General features: G+C 74.2%; 18 protein-coding genes and 1 riboswitch. Of the genes, 8 read left to right on the plus strand and 10 right to left on the minus strand.

Features of this window, described 5'->3' with window-relative positions:
* From EAO71_RS28295 to EAO71_RS28305, 3 genes are all read left to right on the plus strand, one after another.
* The coding region (locus EAO71_RS28295) for an FAD-dependent monooxygenase (RefSeq protein ID WP_187282863.1) at positions 1-894 on the plus strand (894 nt) is incomplete at its 5' end.
* A 135-nt stretch (positions 895-1,029) separates the two neighbouring features.
* On the plus strand, positions 1,030-2,064 hold the full coding sequence (locus EAO71_RS28300; protein ID WP_261992392.1) for an ATP-binding cassette domain-containing protein: 1,035 nt from the start codon (positions 1,030-1,032) through the stop codon (positions 2,062-2,064).
* A complete protein-coding gene (locus tag EAO71_RS28305) occupies positions 2,061-2,927 on the plus strand; it encodes an ABC transporter permease (RefSeq protein ID WP_147980644.1) in 867 nt (288 codons plus the stop codon). Before EAO71_RS28300 ends, EAO71_RS28305 begins: the two co-directional genes overlap by 4 nt.
* A 56-nt stretch (positions 2,928-2,983) precedes the next feature.
* Here EAO71_RS28305 and EAO71_RS28310 read toward each other — a convergent pair whose 3' ends face one another.
* The 4 genes from EAO71_RS28310 to EAO71_RS28325 form a co-directional block, all read right to left on the minus strand.
* Positions 2,984-3,355, minus strand: a complete 372-nt coding sequence (locus tag EAO71_RS28310) for a VOC family protein (RefSeq protein WP_147980645.1) — start codon at positions 3,353-3,355, stop codon at positions 2,984-2,986.
* 107 nt (positions 3,356-3,462) lie between these two features.
* Positions 3,463-3,888 carry a universal stress protein gene (locus EAO71_RS28315; protein ID WP_147980646.1) on the minus strand — a complete coding sequence of 142 codons (426 nt, stop codon included), beginning with the start codon at positions 3,886-3,888 and terminating at the stop codon, positions 3,463-3,465.
* Positions 3,889-3,955: 67 nt separating this feature from the next.
* A complete protein-coding gene (locus EAO71_RS28320) occupies positions 3,956-4,579 on the minus strand; it encodes an FMN reductase (protein WP_147980647.1) in 624 nt (207 codons plus the stop codon).
* A 3-nt stretch (positions 4,580-4,582) separates the two neighbouring features.
* Positions 4,583-5,674 (minus strand): LLM class flavin-dependent oxidoreductase, encoded by a 1,092-nt coding sequence (locus tag EAO71_RS28325; RefSeq protein WP_147980700.1) that lies wholly within the window; start codon positions 5,672-5,674, stop codon positions 4,583-4,585.
* A 215-nt stretch (positions 5,675-5,889) separates the two neighbouring features.
* On the opposite strand from EAO71_RS28325, the gene cbiE reads away from it, so the two are divergent.
* Both cbiE and cobM read left to right on the plus strand, forming a co-directional pair.
* A complete protein-coding gene (gene cbiE / locus EAO71_RS28330) occupies positions 5,890-7,122 on the plus strand; it encodes a precorrin-6y C5,15-methyltransferase (decarboxylating) subunit CbiE (protein WP_147980648.1) in 1,233 nt (410 codons plus the stop codon).
* Between the two features lie 19 nt (positions 7,123-7,141).
* Entirely contained in the window at positions 7,142-7,891 is a 750-nt protein-coding gene (cobM, locus tag EAO71_RS28335) for a precorrin-4 C(11)-methyltransferase (protein WP_147980649.1), read from the plus strand.
* Between the two features lie 132 nt (positions 7,892-8,023).
* On the opposite strand, the gene EAO71_RS40160 is transcribed toward cobM, so the two are convergent.
* A complete protein-coding gene (locus EAO71_RS40160) occupies positions 8,024-8,098 on the minus strand; it encodes a 50S ribosomal protein bL37 (protein WP_372460710.1) in 75 nt (24 codons plus the stop codon).
* A 126-nt stretch (positions 8,099-8,224) separates the two neighbouring features.
* On the opposite strand from EAO71_RS40160, the gene EAO71_RS28340 reads away from it, so the two are divergent.
* Positions 8,225-8,899, plus strand: coding sequence for a hypothetical protein (locus EAO71_RS28340; protein ID WP_147980650.1), 675 nt, complete (start codon positions 8,225-8,227; stop codon positions 8,897-8,899).
* 113 nt (positions 8,900-9,012) lie between these two features.
* On the opposite strand, the gene EAO71_RS28345 is transcribed toward EAO71_RS28340, so the two are convergent.
* The gene (locus EAO71_RS28345) at positions 9,013-10,140 is read right to left on the minus strand and encodes a cobalt-precorrin-5B (C(1))-methyltransferase (RefSeq protein WP_147980651.1); all 1,128 of its coding nucleotides are present in this window, start codon (positions 10,138-10,140) and stop codon (positions 9,013-9,015) included.
* A 12-nt stretch (positions 10,141-10,152) separates the two neighbouring features.
* On the opposite strand from EAO71_RS28345, the gene EAO71_RS28350 reads away from it, so the two are divergent.
* Positions 10,153-10,890: a cobalt-precorrin-6A reductase gene (locus EAO71_RS28350; RefSeq protein ID WP_147980652.1), complete on the plus strand. Its 738-nt coding sequence runs from the start codon at positions 10,153-10,155 to the stop codon at positions 10,888-10,890.
* Positions 10,891-10,931: 41 nt separating this feature from the next.
* On the opposite strand, the gene EAO71_RS28355 is transcribed toward EAO71_RS28350, so the two are convergent.
* Genes EAO71_RS28355 through EAO71_RS28365 form a run of 3 tightly spaced genes read right to left on the minus strand, consistent with a single transcriptional unit; the run spans position 10,932 to position 14,499 of the window.
* Positions 10,932-12,434, minus strand: a complete 1,503-nt coding sequence (locus EAO71_RS28355) for a precorrin-2 C(20)-methyltransferase (protein ID WP_147980653.1) — start codon at positions 12,432-12,434, stop codon at positions 10,932-10,934.
* Entirely contained in the window at positions 12,431-13,066 is a 636-nt protein-coding gene (locus EAO71_RS28360; RefSeq protein ID WP_147980701.1) for a precorrin-8X methylmutase, read from the minus strand. Before EAO71_RS28360 ends, EAO71_RS28355 begins: the two co-directional genes overlap by 4 nt.
* A gap of 14 nt (positions 13,067-13,080) precedes the next feature.
* Positions 13,081-14,499, minus strand: a complete 1,419-nt coding sequence (locus tag EAO71_RS28365) for a cobalamin biosynthesis protein CobG (protein WP_147980654.1) — start codon at positions 14,497-14,499, stop codon at positions 13,081-13,083.
* Between the two features lie 43 nt (positions 14,500-14,542).
* A riboswitch (cobalamin riboswitch) is annotated at positions 14,543-14,679 on the plus strand.
* 37 nt (positions 14,680-14,716) lie between these two features.
* Between EAO71_RS28365 and cobN the strand changes: the two genes are divergently transcribed.
* Positions 14,717-18,331: a cobaltochelatase subunit CobN gene (gene cobN, locus EAO71_RS28370; RefSeq protein ID WP_147980655.1), complete on the plus strand. Its 3,615-nt coding sequence runs from the start codon at positions 14,717-14,719 to the stop codon at positions 18,329-18,331.
* An 85-nt stretch (positions 18,332-18,416) separates the two neighbouring features.
* Here cobN and EAO71_RS28375 read toward each other — a convergent pair whose 3' ends face one another.
* A complete protein-coding gene (locus tag EAO71_RS28375; RefSeq protein ID WP_147980656.1) occupies positions 18,417-19,373 on the minus strand; it encodes a nucleoside hydrolase in 957 nt (318 codons plus the stop codon).
* Between the last annotated feature and the right edge of the window lie 195 nt (positions 19,374-19,568).

Here is a 19,568-nt window from a genome sequence, read left to right on the forward strand (position 1 = left end):
GCCGTCGTCGACCGGCTGGCCCCCCGGCCGGCCGTCGTGTCCCGCATGCGGTGGTCGTCGGTCTTCCGCATCAGCCACCGGATCGTCGACCGCTACGGCGACGGCCGGGTCTTCGTCGCGGGGGACGCGGCGCACATCCACCCGCCCACCGGCGCGCAGGGCATGAACACCGGCATCCAGGACGCCTGCAACCTGGCCTGGAAACTCGCCCTCGTGCTGGGCGGGGAGGCCGGGCCGGCCCTGCTCGCCTGCTACGACGCCGAGCGCCGCCCGATCGGCGAGGAGGTCGTCGGCCGGACCGTCCGGCACGCCCACCAGGGCGTCCAGGCCGACCCCGACGACCCGGGGACGGTGATGCTGCGCGAGGCCCAGCTGCTCGTGAACTACCGGGGCGGCCCGCTCGCCGGACCGCCGTACGGACCGCCCGACGCCCCCCAGCCCGGCGACCGGGCCCCCGACTGCGGCGGTCTGACCACGGCCCTCGCCACCTTCCCGCTGCGCCTGCTGGACGTCCTGCGCGGCCGTACCGGCCACGTGCTGATCCTGTACGGACCCGACACCACCGGACCGGCCGAGGCCTCGGCCGCCGCGGCGGGCGGGGCGGCCGGCACGGCTCCGGTGACCGTCACGGTCCTCCCCCGTGAGGCCCCGCGGTCCGACGCCGACGCGGCGGCGGCCAGCGCACCGCCGGTCACCGCCCCAGCCGCCTCGTCCGTCGCCGCGTACCGCGACGCGGCGGGGGAGTTCGCCCGCCTCTACCGCCCCGACGGGCCGACCGGGTTCCTCGTCCGCCCGGACGGCCATCTCGCCGCCCGCTTCCCCCTCGGCGACACCGCCCAGGCCGTCGCCGCCTACCACGCGGCCCTGTGGGGGGTCGCCGTGGCCCGTCCGTGAGAACCGGGCCGGCCAAGCCGGTCCGGCGCCGTCCCGGGCGCGCCCGGCGGACCGGCCGCGTCGGCCGTCTGGCGCCGGACGGGAGAGCGACGGAGACTGGTCGGAGCGGCCCCGCCCCCTGTCCGGAGGAGACGCATGACCGACCTCGCCATCGAGACCGAGGGCCTGGTCAAGGTCTTCGGTACGAACCGTGCCGTCGACGGCATCGATCTGCGCGTCCCGGCCGGCACCGTCTACGGCGTCCTCGGCCCCAACGGCGCGGGCAAGACGACCACCGTGCGGATGCTCGCCACCCTGCTGCGCCCGGACGGCGGCCGGGCCCGCGTCTTCGGCAAGGACGTGGTGCGCGACGCGGACACCGTACGGAGCCGGGTGAGCCTCACCGGCCAGTACGCCTCCGTCGACGAGGACCTGACCGGCACCGAGAACCTGGTCCTCCTCGGCCGGCTCCTCGGCCGCTCCCGCGCCGGCGCCCGGGAGTCCTCGGAGCGGCTGCTCACCGCGTTCGGGCTCGCCGAGGCCGCCGGCCGGCAGGTCAAGAACTACTCGGGCGGCATGCGGCGGCGCATCGACATCGCCGCGTCCCTCCTCAACATCCCCGACCTGCTCTTCCTCGACGAGCCGACCACCGGCCTCGACCCGCGCAGCCGCAACCAGGTGTGGGACATCGTCCGCACGGTCGTCGCGCAGGGCACCACCGTGCTCCTCACCACGCAGTACCTCGACGAGGCGGACCAGCTGGCCTCCCGGATCGCCGTGATCGACCACGGGAAGGTGATCGCGGAGGGCACGAAGGGGGAGCTGAAGGCATCGGTGGGTTCCGGATCGGTGCACGTGCGGCTGCGGGACCCCGAGCAGCGCCCGGCCGCCGAGCGGATCCTCGCGAGCGCCCTGCGGGCTTCGGTGCAGCTCGACCCGGACCCGGTGGCGCTGACCGCCACCGTCGACGGCCACGGCACGGACCTGGGCGCCGCGGAACAGGCCGCCCGGGCCCTGGCCGAGCTGGCGAGGGCCGGGATCACGGTCGACAACTTCGCCCTCGGCCAGCCCAGCCTGGACGAGGTCTTCCTCGCGCTCACCGAGTCCGGCCCGGCGGGTACGGCGCCCGCCGACGCCGCCGGTGCCCCGGAACCCACCGACCCGACCGGCACGAAGGGAACGCCGGCATGAGCACCGTCGCCACCACCAAGGACACCCGGCAGACCGACGCCCTCGCCTACGAGGCCCCGCGCGCCGACGAACTCGCCGCGCTCCTCGTCGGCCACGAGCGCCCGCCACGGCCCGGCGCGCTGTCCGCGTCCCTGACCTTCGGCTGGCGCGCCCTGCTGAAGATCAAGCACGTGCCGGAGCAGCTCTTCGACGTGACGGCGTTCCCGATCATGCTGGTGCTGATGTACGCGTACCTCTTCGGGGGCGCGCTGGCCGGGTCGGTCTCGGACTACGTCCAGTTCCTGCTGCCCGGCATCCTCGTGATGAGCGTCGTGATGATCACGATGTACACCGGGGTCTCCGTCAACACCGACATCGAGAAGGGCGTCTTCGACCGCTTCCGCTCGCTGCCGATCTGGCGGCCGGCGCCGATGGTCGGCTATCTCCTGGGCGACGTGGTCCGGTATCTGATCGCCTCGGCCGTGATGCTCACGGTCGGCGTGATCATCGGCTACCGGCCGGACGGCGGGGTGCTCGGGGTCCTGGCGGGAGTCGCCCTGCTGCTGGTGTTCGCGTTCTCGTTCTCGTGGATCTGGACCATGTGCGGACTGCTGCTGCGCAGCGAGAAGTCGGTCATGGGCGTCTCGATGATGGTGATCTTCCCCGTGACGTTCCTGTCCAACGTCTTCGTGGACCCGACGACCATGCCGGGCTGGCTCCAGGCCTTCGTGAACAACAACCCGGTGACGCATCTGGCGACGGCGGTGCGGGAGTTGATGGCGGGTGAGTGGCCGACGGCGGAGATCGCCTGGTCGCTGGGCTGGTCGGCCCTGCTCGTGCTGGTCTTCGGGCCGCTGACGATGCGGCTCTACAACCGCAGGTGACACCCGTCCGGCCCGGCCCGCCGGCAGCCGGGCGGACCGGTCGTCCCGACGGGCGGTCAGGTCTGGCGGGGTGTGGTCTGCTGGACCGACCAGCGGTTGCCGTCGGGGTCGGCGAAGTAGACGAAGGAGCCCCAGGGCTGGTCGTCGATCTCGCTGACCTCGATGCCCCGGGCGCTGAGGTCGCGATGGGCCTCCTCGATGTCGGCGACGACGACCTGCATGTTGTCGAGCGAACCCGGTGCCATGTCGGTGATGCCCTTGCCGAGGGCGATCGAGCAGGCCGATCCGGGCGGGGTGAGCTGGACGAAGCGGATCTCGTCGCTCACGGGGATGTCGTGGTCGGCGTGGAAACCGACCTTCTCGTAGAAGGCCTTGGCCCGGTCGACGTCGGTGACCGGGACGCCGATCAGTTCCAGCTTGATGTCCATGGGGGCTCCTGGGTGATCGCGGACTCCCCGTCATCATGCGCCCGAGGGGCGCCCCGCGTCCCACGGACGCGCGGCGCCCCTCGGGCGTGTCCTGCGATCCCGCCGGTTCACTCGCCCCGGACGACCACCACGGGGCAGGGCGCGTGCTGGGCGACGTTCGTGGAGACCGAGCCGAGCACCGCGGCCTTGAAGCCGCTGTGCCCCCGGTCGCCGACGACCAGCAGCGAGGCGCCCGCGGCCTGGTCGACGAGGGCCTGGGCCGCGTTGCCGCCCACGACCGTCCGGGTGACCGTGGCGGCGACCTCCGGAGCGAGGGCCTGCTCCAGGGACTCGTCCAGGATCTGCTTCGCGAGCTGCTCGGGGTCGAACTCCGGCGGCACTCCCGGCATCAGGGTCGCCCAGGACGCCGGGTACTCCCAGCCGATCACCGCCTGCAGCGAGTCCCCGGTGAGGGCGGCCTGCGCGGCCGCCCAGCGGAGTGCCTTCAGGGACTGCTCCGAGCCGTCCACGCCCACCACGATCCTGCCGGCCATCGTCGGCCTCCGTTCCGTTCGTCGTCCGGTACGCCTGCCCCCGATCTCCCCAACGTAACAAACGGCCCTAATCCAGGCGCAGGTCGGCGAGCTGCCGCTCGAAGGGGACGACCTCGTCGTCCTCCGCCGCGGCGGCCGGGCGGGCCGCCACGGCGTCCGCCAGCTCCTGGCCCGCCCGGAGGATGCGGGACGGCAGGCCGTCCGTGTACTCGTCGCCGCCGGAGCCCCAGTCCTCCGAGGCCGCGTAGACCGCGGTCGGCAGGACGAGGGCCCGCAGGTAGGCGAAGAGCGGCCGCAGGGCGTGGTCGAGCACCAGCGAGTGGCGGGCGGTGCCGCCGGTGGCCCCGATCAGGACCGGCTTCCCGGTGAGTGCCACCGGGTCGATCAGGTCGAAGAAGGACTTGAACAGCCCGCTGTAGGAGGCGGTGAAGACCGGGGTCACCGCGACGACCCCGTCCGCGCCGGTCACCGCGTCGATCGCGGCCTGGAGCTCGCCCGAGGGGAAGCCGGTGACGAAGTTCTTCGCGATGTCCAGGGCGAGGTCGCGCAGTTCGACCACCTGGACCTCGACGATGTACTCCTGCTCGGTCAGGCGCCGTTCGGCGGCCGTGGCGAGCCGGTCGGCGAGCAGGCGGGTGGACGACGGGCTGCTGAGCCCGGCGGACACGGCGACCAGCTTCAGGGTCTGCATGGGTCACGCCTCCTGGGCGTCGGTGCGGGTGCGGATGACGGCGGGGTGGAGCGGGGCGGTCTCCGGGACGCCGGCCGGCCGCAGGTTCGCGAACTCCTTGCGCAGCACCGGGACGACCTCCTCGCCGAGCAGGTCGAGCTGTTCCAGGACGGTCTTCAGCGGCAGACCGGCGTGGTCGACCAGGAAGAGCTGGCGCTGGTAGTCGCCGACGTACTCGCGGAAGGACAGCGTCCGTTCGATGACCTCCTGGGGGGACCCGACGGTCAGCGGGGTCTCGCGGGTGAACTCCTCCAGGGACGGGCCGTGGCCGTAGACGGGCGCGTTGTCGAAGTACGGGCGGAACTCCCGTACCGCGTCCTGGGAGTTCTTCCGCAGGAACACCTGGCCGCCGAGGCCGACGATCGCCTGCTCGGCGGTGCCGTGGCCGTAGTGCGCGTACCGCTGGCGGTAGAGACGGACCATCTTCTCGGTGTGCTGCTTGGGCCAGAAGATGTGGTTGGCGAAGAAGCCGTCACCGTAGTACGCGGCCTGCTCGGCGATCTCGGGTGAGCGGATCGAGCCGTGCCAGACGAACGGCGGGACGTCCTCCAGCGGGCGCGGGGTCGAGGTGAAGCCCTGGAGGGCGCTGCGGAACTTGCCCTCCCAGTCGACCACGTCCTCCCTCCACAGCCTGTGGAGGAGCGCGTAGTTCTCGATGGCGAGCGGGATGCCCTGGCGGATGTCCTGGCCGAACCACGGGTAGACCGGGCCGGTGTTGCCGCGGCCCATCATCAGGTCCACGCGGCCGTCGGCGAGGTGCTGGAGGGTGGCGTAGTCCTCGGCGATCTTCACCGGGTCGTTGGTGGTGATCAGCGTCGTGGAGGTGGACAGGATCAGGTTCTCGGTCCGCGCCGCGATGTGCCCGAGGAGGGTGGTGGGCGACGAGGGGACGAACGGCGGGTTGTGGTGCTCGCCCGTGGCGAAGACGTCGAGCCCGACCTCCTCCGCCTTGAGCGCGATGGCGACGGTGTTCTTGATCCGCTCGTGCTCGGTCTGGGTGCGGCCGGTGGTGGGGTCGGTGGTGACGTCCCCGACGGTGAAGATCCCGAACTGCATCGTGCTCACCTCTCGCGTTCCTGCTTCTGCGTTGTGGTTGAATCTTAAACCATTCGATCCAACCGCGCACCCCCACGTCGTATTCCGGGACCGCAGGACCGTTCCCGGACCAGGTGCCGCTCCCGGATCCGGTGCCGCTCCCGGACACCGGGCGGGACCGGGCGGGCCACGCCCAGCAGGGGGCGCCGGGAAGGGCTCCCGTAGAGTTCGCCGACGTGAGCACCGTTCCCCCACCTGCGATATCGGTCGTCGGAATCGGCGCGGACGGCTGGGACGGACTCCCCGAGAACTCCCGCCGCACCCTGCGCACCGCCGAGGTCCTGATCGGCGGCCCCCGCCAGCTCGACCTGCTGCCCACGGCCGAGTGCCCCGGCGAGCGCGTCGCCTGGCCCTCTCCGCTGCGGCCCGCCGTGCCCGGGCTGCTCGCGGCCCACGAAGGGCGGCGGGTGGCGGTCCTCGCCAGCGGGGACCCGATGTTCCACGGGATCGGCCGCACCCTCACCGAGACGGTGGGCGCCGACCGGCTGCACGTCCTGCCCCACCCGTCCTCGGTCTCCCACGCCTGCGCCCGCCTCGGCTGGCCCCTGGAGGCCGTGGAGACGGTCTCCCTGGTGACCGGGCCGCTCGACACCCTGACCGCCGCCCTGCACGACGGCCGCAGGCTGCTCGTCCTCAGCGCCGGCGCCGGTAGCCCGGCACAGGTCGCGGACCTCCTGCGGCGCAAGGGCTACGGCGCCAGCCGGCTGCGGGTCCTGGAACGGCTCGGCTCCCCGCACGAACGGCTCGTGGACACCACCGCGGACGGCTGGGCCCCGGACGAGGCCGCCGACCCGCTCAACATCGTCGCGCTCGACTGCGTCCGGTCCGCCGACGCGCCCCGGCTCGGGCTGACGCCCGGCCTCCCCGACGAGGTGTTCGAGCACGACGGCCAGCTCACCAAGCGGCACGTCCGGGCCGCGACGCTGGCCGCGTTGGCCCCCGCGCCCGGCGAACTGCTCTGGGACGTCGGCGGCGGCTCAGGATCGATCGGCATCGAATGGCTGCGGGCACACCGCTCGTGCCGGGCGGTCGCGGTGGAGAGGTCCGCCGAGCGGGCCGCCCGGATCACCCGCAACGCGGCGGCCCTCGGCGTACCGGCCCTGCGCGTGGTCACCGGACCCGCCCCCGCCGCGCTGGCCGGGCTGCCCACCCCCGACGCGGTGTTCATCGGCGGCGGTCTGACCGCGCCCGGCCTGCTCGAAGCCTGCTGGGAATCACTGCCGGCCGGCGGCCGGCTCGTCGCCAACACGGTGACGCTGGAGTCCGAGGCGCTGCTGGCGGACCACTACCGCCGGCACGGCGGCGAGCTGGTCCGGCTCGCGGTCGCCCAGGCCGTGCCGGTGGGCGGCTTCACGGGCTGGCGCCAGGCCATGCCGGTCACGCAGTGGTCCGTCACCAAGGGTCCGTAACCAAGGGAGAAGCAGCACCATGACCGTCTACTTCATCGGCGCCGGCCCCGGGGCCGCCGACCTGATCACCGTGCGCGGTGCGCGGACGCTCGCGTCCTGCGGGGTCTGCCTCTACGCCGGGTCCCTGGTCCCCCGCGAGCTGCTCGCCGAGTGCCCGCCGGACGCCCGTCTCGTCGACACCGCGGACCTGGACCTGGACCGGATCGTCGCCGAGATCGTCGCCGCGCACGAGGCCGGCCAGGACGTGGCCCGGCTGCACTCGGGCGACCCGTCCGTCTTCTCCGCGGTCGCCGAGCAGATGCGCCGGCTCGACGCGGTGGGCATCCTCTACGAGGTCGTCCCCGGCGTCCCGGCCTTCGCCGCCGCGGCGGCCGCGCTCAAGCGGGAGCTCACGGTCCCGACCGTCGGCCAGACGGTCGTCCTCACCCGCATCGCCCAGCAGGCCACCCCCATGCCGGAGGGTGAGGACCTGGCGACGCTGGGCCGCAGCGGAGCCCTGATCGTGCTGCACCTGGCCGCGCGCTACGTCGACCGCGTGGTCGACGAGCTGCTGCCGCACTACGGCGCGGACTGCCCGGCGGCCGTCGTGGCCATGGCCAGCCGCCCGGACGAGGTCGTGCTGCGCGGCACCCTGGAGGACATCGCCGCGCAGACGAAGGAGGCCGGCATCACGAAGACGGCCGTCATCCTGGTCGGGCGCACGCTCGCGGCCTCCCAGTTCCGCGACAGCCACCTCTACGACCCGGCACGGGAGCGGCACGTCTGCTGAGCCGGCGTTCCCGGGAGCCCGGACATCCGGGCGCCCGTGCGGCCGCCCGTGACGGCGCTCCGGCACGCGCCGGGGCCGGCACGTCGGCGTACGACGTGCCGGCCCCGTGCGGACAGCGGCTCGGGGACCTTCTCAGGTGTTGGGCCGCTTGCCGTGGTTCGCGCCCTTCTTCTTGCGGGCCCGGCGCTTGTTGCCTCGCTTCGACATGGGAGTACCTCTCCGTCGGGGGCATTGCCCTGGCAAGCCTAGGTTCGACGGGTGCGGGCCGCATCCGGTGCCCGCGTCCGCACCGGCGGCCCGGTGACTGTCAGTGCCGTGGGCTTGAATCGGCGCGTGACCGTACACGACGTGGCCCGGCGGCTTCCGGGCATCGGGGTCCTGCGCGACCACTGCCGAGGGCTGGCCATGCTGGAGGCCGTCCTGAGCCCCGAGTGGGCCGACCGGTACTACTCCTTCGACTGCGGCTGGGCGGACGACGAGGAGATGGCGTCGATGCGGGACGGGCAGGGGGACGACTGGTTCCTCGTCTTCTCCCCCGACGGCGCCTACCTGCGCGGCTTCGCCCATGAGTCCCCGATGAGCCCCTACGCCCGGCACACGGAGCCGCGGCCCTGGCCGGGCGTGCTCGACGAGGTGCCCGAGGTGTTCCGGCGGCACCTGAAGGAGCCGGCGTTCGCGGACGAGGACGGGCTGCCGCTCGCCACGGCGTGCCTGTGGCGGGAGACCGGTGACACGGCCTGGCGGGCGGGCGGGGTCGACTTCCCCGCCGAGGCGGACGACCCGGCCGACGGCGCGGACTATCTGTTCGAGCTGCTGGTGGACCGGTCGGCGGAGGCGTACCGCGACTGGGCGGAGGAGTACTACGAGGTCCGGGTCGACCTGGAGGCCGTCCGCCACGTCCTGGCCCTGCGCCCGCTGACGGACGAGGTGGTGGCGGCGCTCAACGCGGACGTGACGCTGCCCGGCCTGGCCGGCGAGATCGAGGAGATCGGCTACCCGGTCGGCTGAGGCGCCCCGCCCCGGCACGCCTGTCCCGGGTCGGTCCCGGCCGTCCGTCGGTCCCGGCCGTCCGTCGGTCCCGCCCGTGCGCCGGGTCGTCCGTGGGCCGGTCCGCCGGCACGTCAGTCCCGGCCGGGCCCCTTGGTGGCGGACCGGCCCACCACCGTGCCCGCGCGGTCGATGCAGACGACGTCCACCGCGACCGGGGCGCCGCGCAGCACCGCGAGGGCCTCGTCGCGGGCCGTCGTGGCCACCAGGTCGCCGAGCGGGACCCCGGCCGCCTCGCACAGGCGCAGCGCCGCGAGGCCCGTGTTCGCCGTGGAGATCTCCGCGGCCAGGGCCTCGGACGCGCCGCCCGAACGGGCCAGCTCCGCGAGGAACGGCTTGTCGACCTGCGAGCGGGCCGAGTGCAGGTCCAGATGGCCCGCCGCCAGCTTGGAGAGCTTGGCGAAGCCGCCGCAGATCGTGAGCCGGTCGACGGGGTGGCGGCGGATGTACTTGAGCACGGCGCCCGCGAAGTCGCCCATGTCGAGCAGGGCGATCTCCGGCAGCTCGTGGAGCGCGGCGACGGTCTTCTCCGAGGTGGAGCCGGTGCAGCCGGCCACGTGGCGCAGCCCGGCCGCGCGGGCCACGTCCACACCGCGGCGGATGGAGTCGATCCACGCCGAGCAGGAGTACGGGACCACGATGCCGGTCGTGCCGAGGATGGACAGGCCGCCGAGGATGCCGATCCGCGGGTTCCAGGTCGAGCGGGCGATCTCCTCGCCGTGGTCGACGGAGACCGTGATCTCGACGTCCCCCGGGGCACCGTGCAGGGCGGCCACCTCGGCGACGTGCTCGGTCATCATGCGGCGCGGCACGGGGTTGATCGCCGGCTCGCCGACCTCCAGGGGCAGGCCGGGCAGGGTCACCGTCCCGACCCCCGGGCCGGCCCGGAAGACGACACCGGAGCCGGGCGGCAGGAGCCGTACCGTCGAGCGGACCAGCGCGCCGTGCGTCACGTCCGGGTCGTCGCCCGCGTCCTTGACGACCGCCGCCATGGCCTGTCCCGCCGTGCGCTCCTCCGCCGCCAGGGCGAAGGCGGGGCGCCCGCCGCGCGGCAGCGTGATGGTGACCGGGTCCGGGAAGTCGCCGGTCAGCAGCGCCGTGTACGCGGCCGTGGTCGCCGCCGTCGCGCAGGCACCGGTCGTCCAGCCCGGGCGCAGACCCGTGTGCTTGAGTTGGGCGTCGCGCCCGCCGCCTGAGCTCATGGATGGACTCCCATGCACGTACTGATACTCGGAGGGACCACCGAGGGGCGGGTCCTGGCCGAGGCGCTCCACCCGGGCGTCCGCGTCACCAGCTCCCTCGCCGGCCGGGTCGCCCGCCCCCGGATGCCGGTGGGCGAGGTGCGGGTCGGCGGGTTCGGCGGCACGGAGGGGCTGGCGGCGTGGCTGGCCGAGCACCGTGTGGACGCGGTCATCGACGCCACCCATCCCTTCGCGGAGCACATCAGCTTCAACGCGGCCGGTGCGGCCGCCTCCGCCCATGTTCCCCTGCTGGCGCTCCGCCGGCCCGGCTGGGTCCCGGTGGCGGGCGACGACTGGCACGAGGCCGCCTCGCTCGACGACGCGGCCTCCCGGCTGGCCGGTCTCGGCGAGCGGGTGTTCCTGACGACGGGACGCCTGGGCCTGGCGGCCTTCGCCGCGTGCCCCCAGTGGTTCCTGGTCCGCTCGGTGGACGCCCCCGACACCCCGATGCCGGCCCGCGCGGAACTGCTTCTCGACCGGGGGCCGTTCACCCTCGACGGGGAACGCGAGCTGCTGCGCCGCCACCGCGTCGACGTCCTGGTGACGAAGGACAGCGGCGGGGCCGCGACGGCGCCGAAGCTGACCGCGGCCCGCGAGGCGGGCGTCCCGGTCGTGATCGTCCGCCGCCCCCCGGTCCCGCAAGGCGTCCCGACGGCGGCGACCCCCGAGGAGGCCGCCGCCTGGGTGCTCGGGCGGACCGGGGCGGCGTAGGGCCGTTGCCCCGGGAGGCGTGCCGGCCGGGGCGCGGGCGCTCAGCCCTGCGCCGGCTCCGGGTAGCGGCGCGGGGTCCAGGCGATCGTCCGGCCGTCGCCGCGGTCCACCGCGCGCGTCTGCGACGAGCCGATCAGCAGCAGCGTGCGCATGTCGACCTCCGACGGCTCCAGCGTCTTCAGCGTGACCACCCGGACCGACTGCTCCGGGCCGCCCACGTCACGCGCCACGACCACCGGCGTCTCGGGGGAGCGCAGGTCGAGCAGCAGGTCGCGGGCCGCCGCCACCTGGTGCGTGCGGGAACGGGAGCCCGGGTTGTACAGCGCCAGCACCAGGTCGGCGGAGGCCGCCGCGCGCAGCCGCTCCGCGATCACCTCCCAGGGCTTGAGGCGGTCGGACAGCGAGATCGTCGCGTAGTCGTGGCCGAGCGGGGCGCCCGCCGCCGCCGCCGCCGCGTTCGCCGCGGTCACACCGGGCAGGACCCGCACGGGCACGTCCGCGTACCGGGGCTCCGAGGCGACCTCGAGGACGGCCGTCGCCATGGCGAAGACGCCCGGGTCGCCGCCCGAGACGACCGCGACGCGCCGGCCGCGCCGGGCCAGGTCGAGGGCGAACTCGGCGCGCTCGGACTCGACCTTGTTGTCGGAGCCGTGGCGCCGCTGGTCGGGCCGCAGGACCGGGACCCGGTCCAGATAGGTCGTGTAGCCGACGAGGTCGTCGGCGTTGACCAGCGCGCCGCGCGACTCCGGCGTCAGCCACGGCGCGCCCGCCGGGCCGGTGCCGACCACGACGACCTCGCCCCGCTCCCGGGACTCGGGTGCCACGGCGTCGATCCGCGAGGGCAGCACGGCCACCGAGAAGTACGGGACGGAGTCCGGGTCGATGTCCGCCAGCGCGCCCGTCCGCTCGCCCGCCATCGTCGCGCGCTCCACGTACCGCGCGTCGTCGATGCGGCCGGCCCGCTCCAGGGCCCGGCGCACGGTCGGGAAGGTCCGGCCCAGCTTCATCACGACCGCCGAGTCCGTGGCCGCGAGACGGGCCGTCAGCTCGTCCTCCGGCAGCGTGCCGGGGATGATCGTCAGGACCTCCTCGGCCTCGCACAGCGGCTCGCCGAGCCGTGCCGCCGCCGCGCTGACCGAGGTCACGCCGGGGATCACCTCGGTCTCGTAGCGGTGCGCGAGGCGCTTGTGCATGTGCTGGTACGAGCCGTAGAAGAGGGGGTCGCCCTCGGCGAGGACGGCGACCGTGCGGCCGGCGTCGAGGTGCGCGGCGAGCAGCGCCGACGCCTCCTCGTAGAAGTCGTCCAGCGCGCCCCGGTAGCCGCCGGGGTGATCCGTGGTCTCCACCGTGAGCGGGTACATCAGCCGCTCCTCGACGTGGTCCTCGCGGATGTGCTCCGCCGCGATCGACCGGGCGATGGAGCGGCCGTGGCGGGCCGAGTGGTACGCGACCACGTCCGCCTCGGCGATGGCCTGCGCGGCGCGCAGCGTCATCAGGTTCGGGTCGCCGGGGCCGAGGCCCACGCCGTACAGCTTGCCGCTCATGCCTGGATCTCCTCCTCGGTCGCGATCGCGTTGACGGCGGCCGCGGTCATCGCGCTGCCGCCGCGCCGGCCCCGTACGACGAGGTAGTCGAGGCCGAGGTCCTGGGCCGCCAGCGCGTCCTTCGACTCGGCGGCGCCGATGAAGCCGACGGGTATGCCGAGCACCGCGGCGGGCCGGCCCGCGCCCTTCTCCACCATCTCCAGGAGCCGGAAGAGGGCGGTGGGCGCGTTGCCGATGGCGACGACCGAGCCTTCGAGGCGGTCGCGCCACAGCTCCATGGCCGCCGCGCTGCGGGTCGTGCCCAGTTCGGCCGCGAGCGCGGGCACCGCGGGGTCGGAGAGGGTGCAGACCACGTCGTTGCCGGCGGGCAGGCGCTTGCGGGTGACCCCGCTCGCGACCATCTGCGCGTCGCAGAGGATCGGCGCGCCGGCGCGCAGGGCGGCGCGGGCGCGCGAGACGACCTGCGGCGAGTACGCGAGGTCCCGGACGAGGTCGACCATGCCGCAGGCGTGGATCATCCGCACCGCGACCTGGCTGACGTCGGCGGGCAGGCCCGCGAGGTCCGCCTCGGCACGGATCGTGGCAAAGGACTGGCGGTAGATCTCCGCCCCGTCCTTCTCGTAGTCGAACATCCTGTTGCTCTCGCTCATCTCGTGGGTGTGGACGGGCCGCGGGCCGCAGCGACGGCGTCGGGGAGGTCTGTACGAGGGGTGGGGCGCCCGTCCACCAGGTAGTGGCCGTCGGCGGTGGCGACGACGTCCACCCAGGTGCGCGGGCGGGTGCCGCCGGTCGTTCCGTGCGGGTGCCCGCAGCGCCGCTCGCATCCGGAGAACTGGACGGGGAGTCCGCCGGCGCCCCGTCCCGGGGTCGCGTCCGCGCGGACGTCGGCGAGGGACTTGGCACATCCGGGACGGCCGGTGCAGGCGCCGACGCCGAGCCAGGGGGAGTCCGCCCGTGTGAGCAGACCGGCCTCGGCGAGCGAGGCGAGGCGGGTCTCGGCCGCGGCACGGTCGCCGAACCCGGTCACCACGGCTCCGCGCCAGGGGGTGAGCCGCAGCTCGCCGTCGCCGCCGCCGGCGGGGGCCGGCTCGGGGGCGAGTGCCCTCAACTGCGCGGCGGTCAGGCGTCCCAGGTGCACGGAGACGGAGACGGCGTGGGCGCCGGTGACCGGATCCCCGAAGACTCCGGGCAGCGGCCCGGCGAAGGCGGGTCGGGTGGTGCCGACGGGTCCGGTCCGCGTGGCCACGGGTCCGGCGGGGGCGTGCGGAGGTGCGGCGGCGGCCCGTCCCGGTGCCCGGACGTCGTCCGCGGGGCGCGCCGGGACGCCGGCGCGGCGCAGGGCGTCCGCGAGGTCGGGTTCGACCCCCTCGGGGAGCTCCTTCACGCGCCAGGCACCCGTGCCCGCCGACCGCGCGGCGGCGAGGAACGCGTCCGCCGCGGCGAGCGCCGCACGGGCCGCGTCGGCCCGTGCGACCCGCGAGGTCCGGCGCCCCACCCGCACGAAGACGTCGTCCGCCGAGGATCCCGCCGCGGGCCCCGCTGAGAACAAGGTCACATCCGCGCCCAGGCCGCCCACGTCTCCGCGGCCGTCGTCGAGAGCGAAGAGGAATCGGCCGGAAAGCGCCGTCGTCCACGTCTCCCCGCACAGCAGCCCGTCGAGCTCGCGCGCCCACAACTGCACGTCCCCGCAGCCGATTCCGTCCGCTCCGGCCAGGGGCGAGGCGACGATGTTCCGGATGCGCTCGTGCGCCGCGGAGGGGAGCAGGCCGGCGTCCGAAAGCAGCTCCGCCAGTTCGGTCCCGCAGCCCTCGCCGAGGCCCCGCAGCTCCACGTTTCCGCGCGAGGTGACACTGATCCGCCCGTCGCCCAGCGTCTGTGCCGCGCGGGCCAGGACCTGCGTCTGATGTGCCGTCAGAATGCCTGCGGGCAGGCGGAGTCGGGCCAGGCGGCCGTCATCGGCGGGGTGCAGGCGCAGCGCCCCCGGGCAGGCGTCGCCACGGTCCCGTATGAGCGGTTCGCCCCGGTTGGGCGTTGTGGGTGGGGTGGGCGGCATGGCGGCGAGCATACCCACGTCGTTCCGGGCGCCATCCCTGCCCGGGGCGGCCAGGATCTACTATGCAGACGGCATGGGGTCCCAGGACCCCGGGGAGGAAGCCCGGTGAGAATCCGGCGCGGTCCCGCCACTGTGAGCCGGCCCCCGAGACGGGGCCGGTGAGTCAGGAACTCCCGCCGTCCACACGACCACCCGGGGCGCGGAAACCCCGAGGAAGGCCTGCGCTCGCATGCGAATTCTGTTGCTGTCGCACTCCGACACGGACCTGCTCAGCGCCCGCGCGGCCGGCGGACCGGTCGAGTACCGCTTCGCCAACCCCGCCCGGCTTCCCGCCGCCGACCTGCCCGGTCTCCTGGACGGCGCCGACCTCGTCCTGGTCCGCCTCCTCGGCGGCCTGCGGGCCTGGGAGGAGGGCCTCGAGGCGCTGCTCGCCGAGGACCAGCCGCGGCCGGTGGTCGTGCTCTCCGGCGAACAGGCCCCCGACGCCCAGCTCATGGAGGCCTCCACGGTCCCCATAGGCGTCGCCACCGAGGCGCACGCCTACCTCGCGCACGGCGGCCCGGACAACCTGGAGCAGCTGGCCCGCTTCCTCTCCGACACCGTGCTGCTCACCGGGCACGGCTTCGAGTCCCCGGCCGCCGCCCCGACCTGGGGCCCGCTGGAGCGCACCCCCGGCACCACCGACGGCCCGACCGTCGCCGTGCTCTACTACCGCGCCCACCACATGAGCGGCAACACCGGCTTCGTCGCCGCGCTGTGCGAGGCGCTGGAGGACGCCGGAGCCCAGGCCCGCCCGTTGTTCGTGGCCTCCCTGCGCGCGCCCGAGCCCGAGCTGCTCGACCGTCTCCGTGACGCCGACGCGATCGTCACCACCGTCCTCGCGGCCGGCGGCACCAGGCCCGCCGAGGCCCAGGCCGGCGGCGACGAGGAGGCCTGGGACGCCGGCGCGCTCGCCTCCCTCGACGTGCCGATCCTCCAGGCGCTGTGCCTCACCGGCTCGCGCGCCGCGTGGGAGGAGAACGACGAGGGCCTGTCGCCGCTCGACGCGGCGAGCCAGGTCGCCGTCCCCGAGTTCGACGGCCGGCTCATCACCGTCCCCTTCTCCTTCAAGGAGATCGACGAGGACGGGCTGCCGTCCTACGTCGCCGACGCCGAGCGCGCCGCCCGCGTCGCCGGGATCGCCGTGCGCCACGCCCGCCTGCGGCACATCCCGAACGCCGAGAAGAAGCTGGCGCTCGTCCTCTCCGCGTACCCGACCAAGCACTCCCGGATCGGCAACGCGGTCGGTCTGGACACCCCCGCCTCCGCCGTGGCGCTGCTGCGCCGGCTCCGTGAGGAGGGCTACGACTTCGGGCCGGTCGAGGACGTCCCCGGCCTGGTCTCCGGCGACGGCGACGAGCTGATCTACGCCCTGATCGAGGCCGGCGGCCACGACCAGGACTGGCTCACCGAGGAGCAGCTCGCCCGCAACCCCGTCCGCATCCCCGCCGCCGACTACAAGCGCTGGTACGCGACGCTGCCCGCCGAACTCCGCGCCTCCGTCGAGGAGCACTGGGGGCCGGCGCCCGGCGAGATGTTCCTCGACCGCTCCCGCAACCCCGACGGCGACATCGTGCTCGCCGCGCTGCGCCGCGGGAACCTGCTGGTCGTCATCCAGCCGCCGCGCGGCTTCGGCGAGAACCCGATCGCGATCTACCACGACCCGGATCTGCCCCCCTCGCACCACTACCTGGCCGCCTACCGCTGGATCGCGGCACGCACCGAGGACGGCGGCTTCGGGGCCGACGCCATGGTCCACCTGGGCAAGCACGGCAACCTGGAATGGCTGCCGGGCAAGAACGCCGGCCTGTCCGCGGCCTGCGGTCCGGACGCGGCACTCGGCGACCTGCCGCTCGTCTACCCCTTCCTGGTCAACGACCCGGGCGAGGGCACGCAGGCCAAGCGGCGCGTGCACGCCACCCTCGTCGACCACCTCGTGCCGCCGATGGCGCGCGCCGACTCGTACGGCGACATCGCGCGCCTGGAGCAACTGCTCGACGAGTACGCGCAGATCTCCTCGATGGACCCGTCCAAGCTCCCCGCGATCCGCGCCCAGATCTGGACGCTGATCCAGGCCGCCAAGCTCGACCACGACCTGGGGATGGCGGACCGGCCCGACGACGACGGCTTCGACGACTTCCTGCTGCACGTCGACGGCTGGCTCTGCGAGGTCAAGGACGCCCAGATCAGGGACGGTCTGCACGTCCTCGGCGGGGCTCCGGCGGGCGAGGCGCGGGTCAACCTGGTCCTGTCGATCCTGCGGGCCCGGCAGATCTGGGGCGGCACGCAGGCGCTGCCGGGCCTGCGCGAGGCGCTGGGTCTGGACGAGTCGGCCGCGACCCGCACGACCGCCGACGAGGCGGAGGCGAAGGCCCGCGAGCTGGTCGAGGCGATGGAGGCCGCGGACTGGTCCGTGGACGCGGTCCCCGCGGTCGCCGGGGCGTACGGGACCGAGGTCGCCGACGTGCTGCGGTTCGCCTGCGAGCAGGTGGTTCCGCGACTGGCCGCGACGACCGACGAACTCGCGCACGCCGTGCACGCGTTGAACGGCGGCTTCGTGCCGGCCGGCCCCTCGGGTTCGCCGCTGCGCGGCCTGGTCAACGTGCTCCCGACCGGACGCAACTTCTACTCCGTCGACCCCAAGGCCGTCCCCTCCCGCCTGGCGTGGGAGACCGGCCAGGCGCTCGCCGACTCGCTCCTGGAGCGCTACCGCGCCGACAACGGCGAGTGGCCGACCTCGGTCGGGCTCTCGCTGTGGGGCACGAGCGCGATGCGCACCGCGGGCGACGACGTCGCGGAGGCGCTCGCCCTGCTCGGCGTCCGCCCGACGTGGGACGACGCCTCCCGTCGTGTGAACGGCCTGGAGCCGATCCCCGCGGCGGAGCTCGGCCGTCCGCGCGTCGACGTGACGCTGCGCATCTCGGGCTTCTTCCGTGACGCGTTCCCGCACGTCATCGGGCTGCTCGACGACGCGGTGCGGCTCGCCGCCTCGCTGGACGAGCCGGCCGAGTCCAACTACGTACGGGCGCACACGCAGGCGGACCTGGCCGCGCACGGGGACGAGCGGCGCGCCACCACCCGGATCTTCGGCTCGCGGCCGGGCACCTACGGCGCGGGCATCCTGCAGCTGATCGACTCGCGCGACTGGCGCACGGACGCGGACCTCGCCGAGGTCTACACGGTGTGGGGCGGGTACGCGTACGGCCGGGGCCTCGAAGGCCGCCCGGCCCGGGCGGAGATGGAGACCGCGTACAAGCGGATCGCCGTGGCCGCGAAGAACACGGACACGCGCGAGCACGACATCGCGGACTCCGACGACTACTTCCAGTACCACGGCGGCATGGTGGCGACCGTCCGCGCGCTCAAGGGCACGGCCCCCGAGGCGTACATCGGCGACTCCACCCGTCCGGAGACGGTTCGCACCCGAACGCTGGTGGAGGAGACCTCCCGCGTCTTCCGCGCCCGGGTGGTCAACCCGAAGTGGATCGAGGCGATGCGCCGCCACGGCTACAAGGGTGCCTTCGAACTCGCGGCGACGGTGGACTACCTGTTCGGCTACGACGCGACGACGGGTGTGGTCGCCGACTGGATGTACGACAAGCTCACGGAGACGTACGTCCTGGACCCGGAGAACCAGGCCTTCCTGAAGGAGGCCAACCCCTGGGCCCTGCACGGCATCGCGGAACGCCTCCTGGAAGCCGAGTCCCGCGGCATGTGGGAGAAGCCGGACCCGGAGGTCCTGGACCGCCTGCGCCAGGTGTTCCTCCAGACGGAGGGCGACCTGGAGGGCGGCGACGAGGACTGACGCCGGCGCGCTCCAGGGTGGACCGAACGGGACGCCTCGTCCCGTTCGGTCGACCGCACGGCTCCCCTCCCCGGAACGCGCGACGCTACGTCTCGTTCGTTCGGGTGCCGAGCACCCGCACCGCCTCGACGATCAGATCCCAGAACCCGGCCACGTCGACCTCCATGCCCACGTCGACGTGCGGCGCGACACCCGTCACCCCGTCCAGGTCCACCACCGTCGCCCCTCGCGTGTACGTCCCCGTCAGCTCCACGGACACCGCGGCCCGCACCAGGCTGACCAGCGACGGGTCGATCAGATGGGCCACCGTCAGCGGATCGTGCAGCGGCGGCGCGTCGAAGCCGAAGACCTGGCGGTAGGTGGAGGCGAAGAAGGTCAGCAGGTCCACGCAGAGCCGGCTGAGCGGCGTGTCCAGGGCCGCGATACGGGCGACGACGTCGGGGGTCGCGCGGACCTGGTGGGTGGCGTTGAGGCCGAACATCGTCACCGGCAGCCCGCTGGTGAGGACGATGTCCGCCGCCTCCGGGTCGCACAGGATGTTGAACTCCGCGGCCGGTGTGGTGTTCCCGCGGCCGGTCGAGCCGCCCATCAGCACGATCCGCTCGATCCGGGGGGTCAGCTCCGGATGGGCGAGCAGCAGTGTCGCGATGTTCGTCAGCGGCCCGGTCGGCACCAGGGTCACGGGCACCGGGTGCGCGAGCAGCGTGTCCCGGATCAGCGTGAGGGCGTCGCGCGGGTCCAGCGGGACGCGGGGCTCGCCCGCACCCCAGCCGGGGCCGTCGAGCCCGGTGCGCCCGTGGATGTCCTCGGCGAGCCGCGGCCTGCCGTGCAGCGGACTGTCCCGGCCCGCCGCGACCGGCACGCCGTCGAGGCCGGCGGCGTCGCACACCCGGCGGGCGTTGAGGGTCGTCTTCTCCAGCGACTGGTTGCCGGCCACGGTGGTGATCGCCAGCAGCTCGACGGCGGGGTGCGCGGCGGCCAGCAGGATGTTGAACGCGTCGTCGTGGCCGGGATCGCAGTCGAGGATCACGGGTACGGCCATACCGCCACCGTCCCACAGGTGTGCCCCGCCGTCACCGGCCCTCGCTCGCCCGTCGCCCGTCGCAGGCGCATCGGTCCTCCGCTCGGAACGTCCGCAGACCGCCCTGCGGCTCCGCGCACCAGTCAACAGCCGGAAGGCGGGTGGCGCATGTCGACCGCAAAGCGCATTGTTCTAGTAGAGTACTAACAACTTTGT

It is taken from the genome of Streptomyces sp. MS191, from assembly GCF_008042125.1.
Taxonomy (GTDB): Bacteria; Actinomycetota; Actinomycetes; order Streptomycetales; family Streptomycetaceae; genus Streptomyces.

Excerpts from the sequence above, each read along its gene's own strand:
- EAO71_RS28300 (WP_261992392.1), top strand. The coding sequence starts at position 1,030 with ATGACCGACCTCGCCATCGAGACCGAGGGCCTGGTCAAGGTCTTCGGT.
- EAO71_RS28365 (WP_147980654.1), bottom strand. The coding sequence starts at position 14,499 with ATGCTCGCCGCCATGCCGCCCACCCCACCCACAACGCCCAACCGGGGC.
- EAO71_RS28315 (WP_147980646.1), bottom strand. The coding sequence starts at position 3,888 with ATGGCCGGCAGGATCGTGGTGGGCGTGGACGGCTCGGAGCAGTCCCTG.
- EAO71_RS28320 (WP_147980647.1), bottom strand. The coding sequence starts at position 4,579 with ATGCAGACCCTGAAGCTGGTCGCCGTGTCCGCCGGGCTCAGCAGCCCG.
- EAO71_RS28345 (WP_147980651.1), bottom strand. The coding sequence starts at position 10,140 with ATGAGCTCAGGCGGCGGGCGCGACGCCCAACTCAAGCACACGGGTCTG.
- EAO71_RS28350 (WP_147980652.1), top strand. The coding sequence starts at position 10,153 with ATGCACGTACTGATACTCGGAGGGACCACCGAGGGGCGGGTCCTGGCC.
- EAO71_RS28310 (WP_147980645.1), bottom strand. The coding sequence starts at position 3,355 with ATGGACATCAAGCTGGAACTGATCGGCGTCCCGGTCACCGACGTCGAC.
- cobM (WP_147980649.1), top strand. The coding sequence starts at position 7,142 with ATGACCGTCTACTTCATCGGCGCCGGCCCCGGGGCCGCCGACCTGATC.
- EAO71_RS28360 (WP_147980701.1), bottom strand. The coding sequence starts at position 13,066 with ATGTTCGACTACGAGAAGGACGGGGCGGAGATCTACCGCCAGTCCTTT.
- EAO71_RS28325 (WP_147980700.1), bottom strand. The coding sequence starts at position 5,674 with ATGCAGTTCGGGATCTTCACCGTCGGGGACGTCACCACCGACCCCACC.
- cobN (WP_147980655.1), top strand. The coding sequence starts at position 14,717 with ATGCGAATTCTGTTGCTGTCGCACTCCGACACGGACCTGCTCAGCGCC.
- EAO71_RS28375 (WP_147980656.1), bottom strand. The coding sequence starts at position 19,373 with ATGGCCGTACCCGTGATCCTCGACTGCGATCCCGGCCACGACGACGCG.
- EAO71_RS28305 (WP_147980644.1), top strand. The coding sequence starts at position 2,061 with ATGAGCACCGTCGCCACCACCAAGGACACCCGGCAGACCGACGCCCTC.
- EAO71_RS28355 (WP_147980653.1), bottom strand. The coding sequence starts at position 12,434 with ATGAGCGGCAAGCTGTACGGCGTGGGCCTCGGCCCCGGCGACCCGAAC.